Raw genomic sequence first — 14,564 nt, forward strand, 5'->3', positions numbered from 1 at the left:
AAGGATGGCCGGAGCGCGCCATGCTAGAGCCCGAACAGCCCACCTGACCAGGGGTTTCCCAAGACATATACGGCATTGTCAGTGCGGTGGTGTGCAATGGATCGCGTGCACGGACTGGAAGAACCACTGAAGCAGCCACTGAAGTCGGTGCTCGGCCCCGCCACCGCGAAGGTGATGGCCGAGCACCTCGGCCTGCACACCGTCGGCGACCTCCTCCACCACTACCCGCGCAGATACGAGGAGCGCGGCCAGCTCACCCAGCTCGCCGAGCTGCCCATGGACGAGCACGTCACGGTGGTCGCCCAGGTGGCCGACGCCCGCCTGCACACCTTCGCCTCCGCCAAGGCACCGCGCGGCAAGGGCCAGCGCCTGGAGGTCACGATCACCGACGGCAGCGGCCGGCTCCAGCTGGTCTTCTTCGGCAACGGCGTCCACAAGCCCCACAAGGAGCTGCTGCCCGGCACGCGTGCGATGTTCGCCGGAAAGGTCTCGGTCTTCAACCGCCGTCTGCAACTCGCCCATCCCGCCTACGAGTTGCTGCGCGGCGACAGTGACGAAACGGTGGAGAGCTGGGCCGGCGCCCTGATCCCCATCTACCCGGCCACGGCCAAACTGGAGTCCTGGAAGATCGGCAAGGCGGTCCAGACGGTGCTGCCCACCGCCCAGGAGGCCCTGGACCCCCTGCCGCCCTCCCTCCGCGAGGGCCGCGGCCTCGTTCCCCTCCCCGAGGCCCTCCTCAAGATCCACCGCCCGCACACCAAGGCCGACGTCGCCGACGCCCGCGCCCGGCTGAAGTGGGACGAGGCCTTCGTCCTCCAGGTCGCCCTGGCCCGCCGCCGCCACGCGGACGCCCAGCTCCCCGCCGTCCCCCGCACCCCCCGGCCGGACGGCCTGCTCACGGCCTTCGACGACCGCCTCCCCTTCACCCTCACCGAGGGCCAGCAGAAGGTCTCCAAGGAGATCTTCGACGACCTCGCCACGGAACACCCGATGCACCGCCTGCTCCAGGGGGAAGTGGGTTCGGGAAAGACGATGGTGGCCCTGCGCGCCATGCTCGCCGTGGTCGACGCGGGCGGCCAGGCCGCCATGCTCGCGCCCACCGAGGTCCTCGCCCAGCAGCACCACCGCTCGATCACCGAGATGATGGGCGAGCTGGCCGAGGGAGGCATGCTGGGCGGCACCGAGCACGCCACCAAGGTCGTGCTGCTCACCGGCTCCATGGGCGCGGCCGCCCGCCGCCAGGCCCTGCTGGACCTCGTCACAGGCGAGGCGGGGATCGTCATCGGCACCCACGCCCTGATCGAGGACAAGGTCCAGTTCCACGACCTCGGCCTGGTCGTGGTCGACGAACAGCACCGCTTCGGCGTCGAGCAGCGCGACGCCCTGCGCGGCAAGGGCAAGCAGCCCCCGCACCTCCTCGTCATGACGGCGACCCCCATCCCGCGCACGGTCGCGATGACGGTCTTCGGCGACCTGGAGACCTCGGTCCTGGACCAGCTCCCGGCCGGCCGCTCCCCGATCGCCAGCCACGTCGTCCCCGCCGCCGACAAACCCCACTTCCTGGCCCGCGCCTGGGAGCGGGTGCGCGAGGAGGTGGCGAACGGCCACCAGGCGTACGTCGTCTGCCCCCGCATCGGTGACGAGGAGGACGACCCGAAGAAGGCGGGCAGAAAGCAGTCCGCGGAGGACGAGGCGGAGAAGCGCCCCCCGCTCGCAGTCCTCGACGTGGCCGACCAGCTGGGCCGCGGCCCCCTCCAGGGCCTCCGGGTCGAGGTCCTCCACGGCCGTATGCACCCGGACGACAAGGACGCCGTGATGCGCCGCTTCGCCGCGGGCGAGACGGACGTCCTGGTCGCCACCACGGTCATCGAGGTCGGCGTCAACGTCCCCAACGCCACCGCCATGGTGATCATGGACGCCGACCGCTTCGGCGTCTCCCAGCTCCACCAGCTGCGCGGCCGCGTAGGCCGGGGCTCGGCCCCCGGTCTCTGTCTCCTGGTCACCGAGATGCCCGAGGCCAGCGCCGCCCGCCAGCGCCTGAACGCCGTCGCCTCCACCCTCGACGGCTTCGAACTCTCCCGCATCGACCTCGAACAACGCCGGGAGGGCGACGTCCTCGGCCAGGCCCAGTCCGGCGCCCGCACCAGCCTGCGCGTCCTGGCGGTCATCGAGGACGAGGAGGTCATCGCGGAGGCGAGAGAGGAGGCGACGGCGGTGGTGGCGGCGGATCCGGAGCTGCGGCAGCTCCCGGGCCTGCGTACGGCCCTGGACGCCCTCCTGGACGACGAGAGGGAGCAGTACCTGGAAAAGGGCTGAGACACAATGAACGTAAAGCCGCCCACGAAGAAGGACCCCACATGACCCGCGTGATCGCCGGCCGGGCCGGCGGACGGCGCCTCTCCGTACCGCCTGGCACCGGAACCCGGCCGACATCGGACCGTGCCCGCGAAGGTCTCTTCTCCACCTGGCAGTCCCTCCTGGGCGGTCCGCTCGACGGCGAACGGGTCCTCGACCTCTACGCCGGCTCGGGCGCCGTGGGCCTCGAAGCCCTCTCCCGGGGCGCCGGCCACACCCTCCTCGTCGAGGCCGACGCCCGCGCAGCCAGAACCGTCCGCGAGAACGTGAGGAACCTGGGCCTTCCCGGCGCCGAAGTCCGAGCGGGCAAAGCGGAACAAGTGATCAGAACCGCACCCCCCGCCGAGCCCTACGACCTCGTCTTCCTCGACCCCCCGTACGCCGTCACAGACGACGATCTTCGCGAGATTCTGCTCACACTCCACTCGGAAGGCTGGCTCGCTGAGCAAGCGCTCGTCACCGTGGAGCGCAGCACCAGAGGCGGCGAATTCCACTGGCCGGACGGCTTCGAGGCGATCCGGTCCCGTCGCTACGGCGAGGGAACGTTTTGGTACGGTCGCGCCGCCTCTACGTGCGAAGACGCACGATGACCGGACCGGAGAGCGAGGGATCTCAAGTGCGCCGCGCCGTCTGTCCCGGGTCGTTCGACCCGATCACCAACGGACATCTCGACATCATTGCCCGCGCCTCCCGTCTGTACGACGAGGTGTATGTGGCGGTGATGATCAACAAGTCCAAGAAGGGCCTGTTCGAGATCGAGGAGCGGATCGAGCTGATCCGCGAGGTCACCGCCGAGTACGCGAACGTCCGGGTCGAGGCCTTCCACGGCCTGCTCGTCGACTTCTGCAAGCAGCGCGACATCCCCGCCATCGTGAAGGGCCTGCGCGCCGTCAGCGACTTCGACTACGAACTGCAGATGGCCCAGATGAACATCGGCCTCACCGGCGTCGAAACGCTGTTCGTGCCCACCAACCCCACGTACAGCTTCCTCTCCTCCTCCCTGGTCAAGGAGGTCGCCGCCTGGGGCGGCGACGTCTCCCACCTGGTGCCCGCGCCGGTTCTGGAGGCCCTGAACAAGCGGCTGCGCAAGGACTGATGGGGCTACAGTCGTCCCGTCCGTCTCCATCCCGGCTGTAGAGAGTGGCGAGCACAGGTGGACGTGCAGAAGAAGCTCGACGAGATCGTCTCCACGGTCAGCGGCGCCCGGTCCATGCCCATGTCGGCATCGTGCGTGGTCAACCGCGCCGAGCTGCTCGCGCTGCTCGAAGAGGTGCGCCAGGCGCTGCCCGGCTCCCTCGCGCAGGCGCAGGAGCTGATCGGCGGCCGTGAGCAGATGGTCGAGCAGGCCCGCATGGAGGCCGAGCGGATCATCGAGAACGCGCACGCCGAGCGCGGCTCGCTGATCTCCGACACCGAGATCGCCCGCCGCTCCCAGGCCGAGGCCGACCGGATCCTCGCCGAGGCCCGCAAGGAGGCCGAGGAGATCCGCGCCGAGGCCGACGACTACGTCGACTCCAAGCTCGCCAACTTCGAGGTCGTCCTCACCAAGACCCTCGGCTCGGTCGGCCGTGGCCGCGAGAAGCTGCTCGGCACCGGCCCCGGCCTGGACGAGAACGGCTACGAGGACGAGGACGCCCCCGAGCGCAGCCACGACCCGGAGACCCTGCGCCACAACGCCGACCAGTACGTCGACGCCAAGCTGGGCGCCTTCGAGGCGGTCCTCGCCAAGACCCTGGAGGCCGTCGGCCGCGGCCGGCAGAAGCTGCACGGCCGGATCGCCACGGACGACCTCGGCGCCCTCGCCGACGACACCTCGACCTTCCAGCACTCCAGCGACGCCGACTACCTCGCCGACCTCGCCGCCCTCGCGGAGCAGGACACCCCCGCCGAGCGCCCGGACCGGCCGGCCCAGCCGCCGCAGCAGCCGTCGTACGAGCCCCAGCCGTCGTACGCCTATGACCAGCAGCAGCCCGACCCCTACGGCGGCTTCCCGCAGCAGACCGCCTACGGCCAGCAGGACCCGTACGGCTACCAGCAGGCCGACCCCTACGCCTTCCAGGGCTCCTACGACCCCCAGCAGGCCGCCTACGACCCGCAGCAGGCCCAGCAGACACATCAGCCCCAGCAGCACCAACAGCAGCAGAACTACGCTCTGGACGAGACCAGCCTCTTCGACACCGGCATGATCAGCGCGGAGCAGCTGCGGGCGTACGAGCAGGGGCGCGGTCTGCAGTGACGGCCCGGATTGGGCCCTGAGCGAAAGCTCCAGTATCCTGGCTCTTCGGTCGCGTGTACGTCCGCGATCTCCGCTGCCCCGAACACCGACGGGCGGCGGCCCTCCGAGTTCGAAGATCGAAAGCAGGAATGGCTTCCAACGCCCGCCTCGACCACCGCAACCCCCTCGTGTTCGACACGCACGAGCTGGGTCGGCGTCCTGGCGCGCTGCAGCGCCTGACCCGCACGATCGACGCTCCCGCCGATCTCGGCATCCAGGGGGTCATCGGAGTGCCGGAAGGCGCCCCGGTGGAGCTCGAACTCCGCCTTGAGTCGGTCATGGAAGGGGTGCTCGTCACAGGCACCGCCCGTGCACAGGCCGAGGGGGAGTGCGTAAGGTGTCTGGAGCCGGTCGGGCTGGAGCTCGAAGCGGACTTCCAGGAACTGTTCACGTACCCTGACGCCGACGACCGGGGCCGTGTGATCGCGGAACCGGGCGACGACGCCGAGGACGACGAGGACAGGTTCTTCCTCGAGGACGGACTCTTCGACCTCGAACCTCTGCTGCGTGACTCGGTGGTGCTCGCACTGCCGATGCAGCCGGTGTGCCAGGAAGACTGCCCGGGTCTGTGCTCCGAGTGCGGAGCGCGGCTCGCGGACGACCCGGACCACCACCACGACGCCGTCGACATCCGTTGGGCGGCTTTGCAGGGACTCGCCGGTTCACTCGAAGACGGCGAGAAGGACGAGATGAGCGGCGCCGAAGCGGGCGTCGACGAGAAGCAGGAGAAGTAGCCGTGGCTGTTCCGAAGCGGAAGATGTCGCGCAGCAACACGCGCCACCGCCGGTCGCAGTGGAAGGCTGCGGTCCCCACCCTGGTTGCGTGCGAGCGCTGCCACGAGCCCAAGCAGCAGCACATCGCGTGCCCGTCTTGCGGCACCTACAACAAGCGCCAGGTCCTCGAAGTCTGAGCGGGCTGGTGAGAGGCACTGTGTCCAGTCCCAAGAAGGCGGAAGACGCCAAGGCGGACGCACCCGCCAAGAAGAAGGCGGACAACCAGGCCTCGTCCCACACGCTTCTGGAAGGGCGGCTCGGCTACCAGGTCGAGTCCGCCCTTCTGGTGCGCGCGCTGACCCACCGTTCCTACGCGTACGAGAACGGCGGTCTGCCGACGAACGAGCGGCTGGAGTTCCTCGGTGACTCCGTCCTCGGTCTCGTCGTCACGGACACGCTGTACCGCACCCACCCGGACCTGCCGGAAGGCCAGCTGGCCAAGCTGCGGGCCGCGGTGGTCAACTCGCGTGCGCTGGCGGAGGTCGGCCGTGGCCTCGACCTGGGTTCCTTCATCCGGCTCGGCCGTGGTGAAGAGGGCACGGGCGGCCGGGACAAGGCGTCCATCCTCGCCGACACCCTGGAAGCGGTGATCGGTGCGGTCTATCTCGATCAGGGCCTCGACGCGGCGTCCGAGCTGGTGCACCGGCTCTTCGACCCGCTGATCGAGAAGTCCTCGAACCTCGGTGCCGGCCTGGACTGGAAGACCAGTCTCCAGGAGCTGACCGCGATCGAAGGGCTCGGCGTGCCCGAGTACCTGGTCACGGAGACCGGCCCCGACCACGAGAAGACCTTCACTGCTGCCGCCCGCGTCGGAGGCGTCTCGTACGGCACCGGCACCGGCCGCAGCAAGAAGGAGGCGGAGCAGCAGGCCGCCGAGTCCGCCTGGCGGGCCATCAAGGCCGCCGCGGACGAGCGCGCCAAGGCGGCCAAGGAGGCCCAGCGGGCCGACGAGGCGGCCAAGGAAGCCGTCAAGGACGACGCGTCGTCGTCCGCCCCCGCCTGACCCACAGCAGTACCGAGCGCCCGCCCCGCCCTTCACGGCGGGGCGGGCGCTCAGCTCGTCCACCGCTTCGTACGGGGGTCCCATGCCCGAGTTGCCCGAGGTCGAGGTCGTCCGGCGCGGCCTCGCCCGCTGGGTCGCCCATCGCACCGTCGCCGAGGTCGAGGTGCTGCACCCGCGTGCCGTACGCCGGCACATCGCGGGCGCCGACGACTTCGCGCACCGCCTCAAGGGCCACCACATCGGCACCCCCCGCCGCCGCGGCAAGTACCTGTGGCTGCCGCTGGAGGAGACCAACCAGTCCGTCCTCGCGCACCTCGGCATGAGCGGCCAGCTGCTGGTGCAGCCGCACGAGAGCCCGGACGAGAAGCACCTGCGCATCCGGATCCGGTTCGCCGACTCCCTCGGCACGGAACTCCGCTTCGTCGACCAGCGCACCTTCGGCGGGCTGTCACTGCACGACAACACCCCGGACGGCCTGCCCGACGTCATCGCGCACATCGCCCGCGACCCCCTCGACGAGCTGTTCGACGACGAGGCCTTCCACCAGGCGCTGCGCCGCAAGCGGACCACCATCAAACGCGCTCTGCTGGACCAGTCGCTGATCAGCGGGGTCGGCAACATCTACGCGGACGAGGCGCTGTGGCGCGCCCGCATCCACTACGAGCGCCCGACCGCCGCCTTCACCCGCCCCGTCACGACGGCCCTCCTCGGCCATGTCCGGGACGTGATGAACGCGGCTCTCGCCGTCGGCGGCACCAGCTTCGACAGCCTGTACGTCAACGTCAACGGCGAGTCGGGCTACTTCGACCGGTCCCTGGACGCGTACGGCCGCGAGGGCGAGCCCTGCAAGCGGTGCGGTACGCCGATCCGCCGCCGCCCGTGGATGAACCGCTCCAGCTACTTCTGCCCGAGGTGTCAGAGGGCGCCGCGCGTCTCGTCGTAACGCGCGCGGGCCGCGAGGACGTCGTCCATGGCGTCCTCCACACAGTGGATGAGCGCCAGCAGGCGCTCGGCGACCCGGCGGCCCAGGGGGGTCAGTTCGTAGTCCACGCGCGGCGGGTTCGTCGGCTGGGCCTCGCGGTGCACCAGGCCGTCGCGCTCCAGCGCGTGCAGGGTCTGGGACAGCATCTTCTCGCTCACCCCGTCCACGCGGCGGCGCAGTTCGTTGAAGCGCAGCGAGCCCTCGTACAGCGCGCCGAGCGTCAGCCCGCCCCAGCGGCCCGTGACGTGCTCCAGCGTGCCGCGGGACGGGCAGGCCTTCGCGAAGACGTTGTAGGCCAGGTCGTCGTACGCCTGGTCGTCGTGGTCCTGAGTGGTGGCGGTCATGGTGCCAAGAGTACGCGCGTGCAGCGCTAACCACCAGGTTGCACTAACTCAAAGTTAGTGCTTTCCTGGGGTCACTGCACTTGAGCTGCCCTTCTCCGGCGCACCTAGATGAGGAGTCCCTGTGACCACCCCTGTCGTTTCCATCGCCTACCACTCCGGCTTCGGCCACACCGCCGTCCTCGCCGAGGCCGTCCGCGCGGGCGCCGCCGACGCGGGCGCCGAGGTGCACCTGATCAAGGTCGACGAGATCACCGACGAGCAGTGGGAGACGCTGGACCGCTCCGACGCGATCGTCTTCGGCTCGCCCACCTACATGGGCACCGCCTCCGGTGCCTTCCACGTCTTCGCCGAGGCGACCTCCAAGCGGTGGTTCGGCCAGGACTGGAAGGACAAGCTGGCCGCCGGCTTCACCAACTCGGCGTCCAAGAGCGGCGACAAGGGGCACACCCTGCAGTTCTTCCAGACGCTCGCCGCCCAGCACGGCATGCACTGGGTCAACCTCGGCCTGCTGCCCGGCTGGAACGCCAGCACCGCCTCCGAGAACGACCTCAACCGCCTCGGCTTCTTCGCCGGCGCGGCCGCTCAGAGCAACAACGACGAGGGCCCCGAGGCCGTCCACAAGGCGGACCTGGCCACGGCCGAGCACCTGGGCCGCCGGGTGACGGAGACGGCGAAGGTGTTCACTCGGGGGCGTATCGCTGCCTGACCGCGGTGGCGGCCGGCGTCGGCTGATCCTCGGGATGTGACCCGCGGGCGGCTCAGTAACCGAAGTCCTGCGTCCACCAAGGCCCGCCCGGGCCGAAGTGGACGCCGACGCCCAGGGTCTTGAAGTCGCAGTTCAGGATGTTGGCGCGGTGGCCGGGGCTGTTCATCCAGGCCGTCATCACGGCCGCCGCGTCGGCCTGGCCGCGGGCGATGTTCTCGCCGCCGAGGTCGGTGACACCCGCGGCCGCGGCCCGGTCCCACGGCGACTTGCCGTTCGGGTCGGTGTGGTCGAAGAAGTCCCGTGCCGCCATGTCGTCGCTGAACGACTCGGCCAGGCCGGTCAGCGCGGAGTTCGCCGCCAGCGGGCTGCACCCGACCTTCGCCCGCTCCTGGTTGACCAGCCTGAGCACCTCCGCCTCGGCCGCGGCCCGCGCCGACACCGCCACCGGTGCGGAACTCGCCGCGGGTGCCTCGGGTGTCTGGGGCGCCTTGGGCGCCGTGGGTGACTCGGGTGTCCTGGACGCCGTACGCGACGGGCTGCCCGTGCCCTTCGGCTTCGACGGCGTCGGCACCGGCGTCGGCCGCTCGGACGCCGTCTTCGACGGGGCGGGCGTGGGGGAGACCGACCGCGACGCCGAAGCGGAGACGGACGGGCTCGGGGACTCCGGACGAACCGTGCCACGGCCGACGCCGCCCCCGTGGCGGTCGGCGCTGCCCGAGGTGCCGCCCTGCTCGGCGGCCGTGTTGCTCGGTGTGCCCACCGCCTGCACCCGCTCACCGCCGGTGGTGTCCGTGGCGCCGCCGAGCTTGTAGTTCTGCAGCCCCGGCACCACGCCCGTGGCCACCGCGGCCGTGCCGAGGGCGACGGCGGCGGACACCCCGAGCAGGCCCGTGCGCACCGGCTTCCCGGCCTTCTTCCGGCGCCGGCGGTCGCCCGGGGGTTCGCCGCCCGGCGTGAAGCCCCCGCCCGCTGCCGGCCCCTCGTCGTCCGCCGCGAACAGATAGGCGTGGGCCTTGGCGGTCGCGTCGGCGTAGGCCTCCGGGTTCAGATACGGCGCGATGCCCCTGGGTGCCTCCGCGTACGAGTTCCGCGGGCCGCCGCTTCCGGCGCCGGAGCGCTCCGTACGTATGACCCCCGTGGCGCGGCCCGTGGCGGCGCGGCCGGCGCCGATGCGTCGGTGGCGTCCCATGTCCTTGCCCTCTTCCTCGTCCTCGCGGTCGACCGGCGCCTGTGCGGCGAGTGACTCGCTGGCGAGTGACTCCCTCTGGCCAACCCGGCTCACTCGATCGAGTGAGTTTCATATGAGATGCATTGGGTCCGGACGGTACCCCATGCCGTCGGGGCGCGATGTGTCCCGACCGACATCGGCCGGTTAGGTTGCACGCATGAGCGAGGATGTACGACTGGTCGCCTGGGTGCGCGGACAGGTCCAAGGTGTGGGTTTCCGCTGGTTCACGCGTGCCAAGGCGCTGGAGATCGGCGGCCTGAGTGGTTTTGCTCTCAATCTGGCCGACGGCCGCGTCCAGGTGGTCGCGGAGGGGGCCCGCGAGGGCTGCGAGGGGCTGCTGGACTGGCTTCAGGGGGACGACACGCCCGGGAGGGTCGACGGAGTCACCGAGATCTGGGACACACCCCGCGGCGGCTACGACGGCTTCGCCATCCGCTGAGCCGGTGCCGCGAGGGCGTGCGGACGGGCGCGCGGCGAGCTCCCGGGAGCGCCCGCGCGGAGCGGAAACGACCTGGTGGTTGCCAAGAACGGCCCGACATGGCAGGCTCCGGCTGGTACTCCTGATCGTCACGCCCTGAGGGCCCCGGATGAGTCGCAGCGCCGCCGCTTTCCCGGCCGCACGCCCCGGTTTGGCCCCAATACAGGGCGTGATCGTGTTGACCGTCAAACTTTTTGGTGAGACGCTGAAAGCCCCGCGCACCTTAGCTGTTTGGCATGGAGCAACACCAGAGCAACACCCGGATGTGCCAAGCACCGCGGGTGCGAATCCCTCACGACCCACACCGCATCGGTCGGTCACTCAGTGTGGAGGACCATCCATCATGGCAAAGGCGCTTCTCGGTTACGTCGGCGGCTCCGACCCTCGACTCCTCGCCGAGATGCGACGGCTGCAGCAGCGCGTGCAGGACCTGGAGTCCGAGCTCGTACGGATCCAGGCGGAGAACGAAGCGCTGTCGGCTGCCGCCTCTCAGGACAGGATCATGGAGAGCATCGACGCACACCAGGCGGAGCCTGCGCTCACCTGATCACTGCATCAGCTCCACAACAGCAGTCGCAGCGATCGGGCTGCCGTATCAACCGCTCAGTTGATTGGGCGACCGGAACCCGGCCGCCAGAATGGCAAGGGACGCTTCGGCGTCCCTTCTTCTTGCCCCGCGCATCCTTTCACCCTCTTTAACGTACGGTGTGCCCTGCATGTTCATGGGCGAAACCGCGCGGTTGCGAGGGTTCATGGAGTGAGATAGCGGCGCCCGGTAGAGTCCGGCGGCGTGCACCTCAAGGCCCTGACCCTCCGCGGGTTCAAGTCGTTCGCCTCGGCGACCACGCTCCGGTTCGAACCCGGCATCACGTGCGTCGTCGGACCGAACGGCTCGGGCAAGTCCAACGTCGTGGACGCGCTCAGCTGGGTCATGGGCGAGCAGGGTGCCAAGTCGCTGCGCGGCGGCAAGATGGAGGACGTCATCTTCGCCGGCACCACCGGCCGTCCGCCGCTGGGCCGCGCCGAGGTCTCCCTGACCATCGACAACTCCGACGGCGCGCTGCCCATCGAGTACGCCGAGGTCACCATCACGCGGATCATGTTCCGCAACGGTGGCAGCGAGTACCAGATCAACGGCGACACCTGCCGCCTCCTCGACATCCAGGAGCTCCTCTCCGACTCCGGCATCGGCCGGGAGATGCACGTCATCGTCGGCCAGGGCCAGCTCGACTCCGTCCTGCACGCGGACCCGATGGGCCGCCGCGCCTTCATCGAAGAGGCCGCGGGCGTCCTGAAGCACCGCAAGCGCAAGGAGAAGGCGCTGCGCAAGCTGGACGCGATGCAGGCCAACCTCGCGCGCGTACAGGACCTGACGGACGAACTGCGCCGCCAGCTCAAGCCGCTCGGCCGCCAGGCGGCGGTGGCCCGCCGGGCCGCGGTCATCCAGGCGGACCTGCGCGACGCCCGCCTGCGCCTGCTCGCCGACGACCTCGTACGCCTGCGCGAAGCCCTCAAGGCCGAGATCGCCGACGAGGCGGCCCTGAAGGAGCGCAAGGAGTCGGCCGAGCAGGAGCTGAAGAAGGCCCTGCACCGCGAGGGACTGCTGGAGGACGAGGTACGGCAGCTCACACCGCGCCTGCAGCGCGCCCAGCAGACCTGGTACGAGCTCTCCCAGCTGGCCGAACGCGTTCGGGGCACCGTCTCGCTGGCCGACGCCCGGGTGAAGAGCGCCACCTCCGCGCCCCCCGAGGAGCGGCGCGGCCGCGACCCCGAGGACCTGGAGCGCGAGGCCGCCCGCATCCGCGAGCAGGAGGCCGAGCTGGAGGCGGCCCTGGAGGCGGCCCAGCGCGCCCTCGACGACACCGTCGCGCACCGCGCCGAGCTGGAGCGGGAGCTCGCCGCCGAGGAACGGCGCCTGAAGGACGTCGCCCGCGCCATCGCCGACCGCCGCGAGGGCCTGGCCCGCCTGACCGGCCAGGTCAACGCGGCCCGCTCCCGCGCGGCCTCGGCCCAGGCCGAGATCGACCGCCTGGCCACCGCCCGCGACGAGGCGCGGGAACGTGCCGTCCGGGCCCAGGAGGAGTACGAGGCGCTCAAGGCGGAGGTCGACGGCCTGGACGCGGACGACGCGGACCTGGCCGAGCAGCACGACGCGGCCAAGCGGCAGCTGACCGAGGCCGAGTCCGCCCTGAGCGCGGCCCGGGAGGCGTCCACCGCGGCGGAACGCGCCCGCGCCGCGACCCAGGCCCGGCACGAGGCCCTGGCCCTGGGCCTGCGCCGCAAGGACGGCACCGGGATACTGCTCGGCGCCCGGGACCGCCTCACGGGCATCCTCGGCCCGGCGGCGGAACTGCTGACGGTCACGCCGGGTTACGAGGTCCCGCTGGCGGCGGCTTTCGGCGCGGCGGCGGACGCGATCGCCGTGACCACCCCCGCATCGGCGGCAGAGGCGATCCGGCTCCTGCGCAAGCAGGACGGGGGCCGGGCGGCACTGCTGCTGGCAGGGGAAGCCGAGGCGCCCCCGAGGGACGCGGGGCCCTGTCTGACATGCGGCTGCCGCCGCGCGGGCGCGACCAGCCACGACGCACCCGCAGACGCCGAACTCCCCGTGGCCGCCCTCCCCGCGGAGCGTTTCGTCCGCGGCCCCGCCGAGCTCCTCCCCGCCGTCCGCCGCCTCCTGCGGGGAATCGTGGTCGTCGGCACCCTCGAAGAAGCCGAGGACCTCGTCTACGCCCACCCGGAACTCACCGCCGTCACCGCCGAAGGCGACCTCCTCGGCGCCCACTTCGCCCACGGCGGTTCGGCCGGCGCCCCCAGCCTGCTGGAGGTCCAGGCCTCCGTGGACGAGGCCGCGGCCGAGCTCGCCGAGCTGGCGGTCCGCTGCGAGCAACTCGCCGGGGCACAGCACACGGCGGCCGAGCGCCGCGCGCACGCCGCCGCCCTCGTGGAGGAACTCGGAGAGCGTCGCCGCGCCGCCGACCGGGAGAAGTCGGCCGTGGCCCAGCAGCTGGGCCGGCTGGCCGGTCAGGCGCGTGGTGCCGCCGGAGAGGCGGAACGCTCCGCTGCCGCCGCCGCCCGCGCCCAGGAGGCTCTGGACAAGGCCGTACAGGAGGCCGAGGAGCTGGCCGAGCGGCTGGCCGTCGCGGAGGAGATGCCGGCCGAGGAGGAGCCGGACACCTCCGTCCGGGACCGGCTCGCCGCCGACGGCGCCAACGCCCGCCAGACCGAGATGGAGGCCCGCCTCCAGGTCCGTACCCACGAGGAACGGGTCAAGGGGCTCGCCGGACGGGCGGACTCGCTGGACCGGGCGGCCCGCGCGGAGCGCGAGGCACGCGCGCGTGCCGAGCAGCGCCGGGCCCGTCTGCGGCACGAGGCCGCGGTCGCCGGGGCCGTCGCCTCCGGCGCCCGGCAGCTCCTCGCGCACATCGAGGTGTCCCTCGCCCGCGCCGAACGGGAACGCACCGCCGCCGAGGCCGCCAAGGCGCAGCGCGAGCAGGAGCTGACCGCCGCGCGCACCGCCGGACGCGAACTCAAGTCGGAGCTCGACAAGTTGACCGATTCAGTGCACCGCGGCGAGGTACTCGGCGCCGAGAAGCGGCTGCGGATCGAGCAGCTGGAGAACAAGGCGCTGGAGGAGCTGGGTGTCGAGCCGGCGGGACTGGTGGCGGAGTACGGTCCGCACCAGCCCGTGCCGCCCTCGCCCCCCGCCGACGGCGAGCACCTGCCCGAGGACCCGGCGGACCCGCGCAACCAGCCGCGCCCCTTCGTGCGCGCCGAGCAGGAGAAGCGGCTCAGGGCCGCCGAGCGGGCGTACCAGCAGCTGGGCAAGGTCAACCCGCTGGCGCTGGAGGAGTTCGCGGCGCTGGAGGAGCGGCACAAGTTCCTCAGCGAGCAGCTGGAGGACCTGAAGAAGACCCGCGCCGACCTGCTGCAGGTGGTGAAGGAGGTCGACGAACGCGTCGAGCAGGTCTTCACCGAGGCCTACCGGGACACGGCCCGCGAGTTCGAGGGCGTCTTCAGCCGGCTCTTCCCCGGCGGTGAGGGACGGCTCGTGCTCACCGACCCCGACAACATGCTCACCACGGGCGTGGACGTCGAGGCGCGCCCGCCGGGCAAGAAGGTCAAGCGGCTCTCCCTGCTGTCGGGCGGGGAGCGCTCGCTGACGGCGGTGGCCCTGCTGGTGTCGATCTTCAAGGCACGACCCAGCCCCTTCTACGTCATGGACGAGGTCGAGGCGGCGCTGGACGACACCAACCTCCAGCGGCTGATCCGGATCATGCAGGAGCTGCAGGATGCCTCGCAGCTGATCGTGATCACGCACCAGAAGCGCACGATGGAGGTCGCCGACGCGCTCTACGGCGTGTCCATGCAGGGCGACGGCGTCTCGAAGGTCATCTCCCAGCGCCTTCGGTAGCGCGGC

General features: G+C 71.2%; 14 protein-coding genes. 12 read left to right on the forward strand and 2 right to left on the reverse strand.

The window, feature by feature from the left end:
• The first annotated feature begins 96 nt into the window (after positions 1 to 96).
• The 8 genes from recG to mutM all read left to right on the forward strand — a co-directional run bounded on the left by recG (position 97) and on the right by mutM (position 7,349).
• Entirely contained in the window at positions 97 to 2,316 is a 2,220-nt protein-coding gene (gene recG, locus ABT171_RS05860; RefSeq protein ID WP_351240210.1) for an ATP-dependent DNA helicase RecG, read from the forward strand.
• 41 nt (positions 2,317 to 2,357) lie between these two features.
• Positions 2,358 to 2,945: a 16S rRNA (guanine(966)-N(2))-methyltransferase RsmD gene (gene rsmD, locus ABT171_RS05865; protein WP_351240212.1), complete on the forward strand. Its 588-nt coding sequence runs from the start codon at positions 2,358 to 2,360 to the stop codon at positions 2,943 to 2,945.
• A gap of 26 nt (positions 2,946 to 2,971) precedes the next feature.
• Positions 2,972 to 3,451 carry a pantetheine-phosphate adenylyltransferase gene (gene coaD / locus ABT171_RS05870; RefSeq protein ID WP_067041222.1) on the forward strand — a complete coding sequence of 160 codons (480 nt, stop codon included), beginning with the start codon at positions 2,972 to 2,974 and terminating at the stop codon, positions 3,449 to 3,451.
• 57 nt (positions 3,452 to 3,508) lie between these two features.
• Complete coding sequence (locus ABT171_RS05875) at positions 3,509 to 4,591, forward strand: F0F1 ATP synthase subunit B (protein ID WP_351240214.1); 1,083 nt, start codon at positions 3,509 to 3,511, stop codon at positions 4,589 to 4,591.
• A 128-nt stretch (positions 4,592 to 4,719) separates the two neighbouring features.
• The gene (locus ABT171_RS05880; protein WP_351240216.1) at positions 4,720 to 5,364 is read left to right on the forward strand and encodes a YceD family protein; all 645 of its coding nucleotides are present in this window, start codon (positions 4,720 to 4,722) and stop codon (positions 5,362 to 5,364) included.
• 2 nt (positions 5,365 to 5,366) lie between these two features.
• Complete coding sequence (gene rpmF / locus ABT171_RS05885; protein WP_003951102.1) at positions 5,367 to 5,540, forward strand: 50S ribosomal protein L32; 174 nt, start codon at positions 5,367 to 5,369, stop codon at positions 5,538 to 5,540.
• Between the two features lie 8 nt (positions 5,541 to 5,548).
• A complete protein-coding gene (rnc, locus tag ABT171_RS05890; RefSeq protein ID WP_351240218.1) occupies positions 5,549 to 6,406 on the forward strand; it encodes a ribonuclease III in 858 nt (285 codons plus the stop codon).
• Positions 6,407 to 6,488: 82 nt separating this feature from the next.
• Complete coding sequence (gene mutM / locus ABT171_RS05895) at positions 6,489 to 7,349, forward strand: bifunctional DNA-formamidopyrimidine glycosylase/DNA-(apurinic or apyrimidinic site) lyase (protein ID WP_351240220.1); 861 nt, start codon at positions 6,489 to 6,491, stop codon at positions 7,347 to 7,349.
• On the opposite strand, the gene ABT171_RS05900 is transcribed toward mutM, so the two are convergent.
• Entirely contained in the window at positions 7,322 to 7,732 is a 411-nt protein-coding gene (locus tag ABT171_RS05900) for a winged helix-turn-helix transcriptional regulator (RefSeq protein WP_351240222.1), read from the reverse strand. The two genes, mutM and ABT171_RS05900, sit on opposite strands and share 28 nt — an antisense overlap.
• A 121-nt stretch (positions 7,733 to 7,853) precedes the next feature.
• Between ABT171_RS05900 and ABT171_RS05905 the strand changes: the two genes are divergently transcribed.
• The gene (locus ABT171_RS05905) at positions 7,854 to 8,438 is read left to right on the forward strand and encodes a flavodoxin family protein (protein ID WP_351240224.1); all 585 of its coding nucleotides are present in this window, start codon (positions 7,854 to 7,856) and stop codon (positions 8,436 to 8,438) included.
• Between the two features lie 52 nt (positions 8,439 to 8,490).
• Here ABT171_RS05905 and ABT171_RS05910 read toward each other — a convergent pair whose 3' ends face one another.
• Positions 8,491 to 9,627 (reverse strand): CAP domain-containing protein, encoded by a 1,137-nt coding sequence (locus ABT171_RS05910; RefSeq protein ID WP_351240506.1) that lies wholly within the window; start codon positions 9,625 to 9,627, stop codon positions 8,491 to 8,493.
• A 196-nt stretch (positions 9,628 to 9,823) separates the two neighbouring features.
• Here ABT171_RS05910 and ABT171_RS05915 point away from each other — a divergent pair, with 196 nt between their 5' ends.
• From ABT171_RS05915 to smc, 3 genes are all read left to right on the forward strand, one after another.
• Positions 9,824 to 10,105, forward strand: a complete 282-nt coding sequence (locus tag ABT171_RS05915; protein ID WP_351240226.1) for an acylphosphatase — start codon at positions 9,824 to 9,826, stop codon at positions 10,103 to 10,105.
• A 382-nt stretch (positions 10,106 to 10,487) separates the two neighbouring features.
• A complete protein-coding gene (locus ABT171_RS05920; RefSeq protein ID WP_031167290.1) occupies positions 10,488 to 10,691 on the forward strand; it encodes a hypothetical protein in 204 nt (67 codons plus the stop codon).
• Between the two features lie 243 nt (positions 10,692 to 10,934).
• Entirely contained in the window at positions 10,935 to 14,558 is a 3,624-nt protein-coding gene (gene smc / locus ABT171_RS05925; RefSeq protein ID WP_351240228.1) for a chromosome segregation protein SMC, read from the forward strand.
• Positions 14,559 to 14,564 lie beyond the last annotated feature (6 nt).

Source organism: Streptomyces sp. NPDC001851, from assembly GCF_040297165.1.
GTDB lineage: Bacteria > Actinomycetota > Actinomycetes > Streptomycetales > Streptomycetaceae > Streptomyces.

Excerpts from the sequence above, each read along its gene's own strand:
- recG (WP_351240210.1), top strand. The coding sequence starts at position 97 with ATGGATCGCGTGCACGGACTGGAAGAACCACTGAAGCAGCCACTGAAG.
- ABT171_RS05920 (WP_031167290.1), top strand. The coding sequence starts at position 10,488 with ATGGCAAAGGCGCTTCTCGGTTACGTCGGCGGCTCCGACCCTCGACTC.
- ABT171_RS05915 (WP_351240226.1), top strand. The coding sequence starts at position 9,824 with ATGAGCGAGGATGTACGACTGGTCGCCTGGGTGCGCGGACAGGTCCAA.
- mutM (WP_351240220.1), top strand. The coding sequence starts at position 6,489 with ATGCCCGAGTTGCCCGAGGTCGAGGTCGTCCGGCGCGGCCTCGCCCGC.
- rsmD (WP_351240212.1), top strand. The coding sequence starts at position 2,358 with ATGACCCGCGTGATCGCCGGCCGGGCCGGCGGACGGCGCCTCTCCGTA.
- ABT171_RS05900 (WP_351240222.1), bottom strand. The coding sequence starts at position 7,732 with ATGACCGCCACCACTCAGGACCACGACGACCAGGCGTACGACGACCTG.
- ABT171_RS05880 (WP_351240216.1), top strand. The coding sequence starts at position 4,720 with ATGGCTTCCAACGCCCGCCTCGACCACCGCAACCCCCTCGTGTTCGAC.
- ABT171_RS05910 (WP_351240506.1), bottom strand. The coding sequence starts at position 9,627 with ATGGGACGCCACCGACGCATCGGCGCCGGCCGCGCCGCCACGGGCCGC.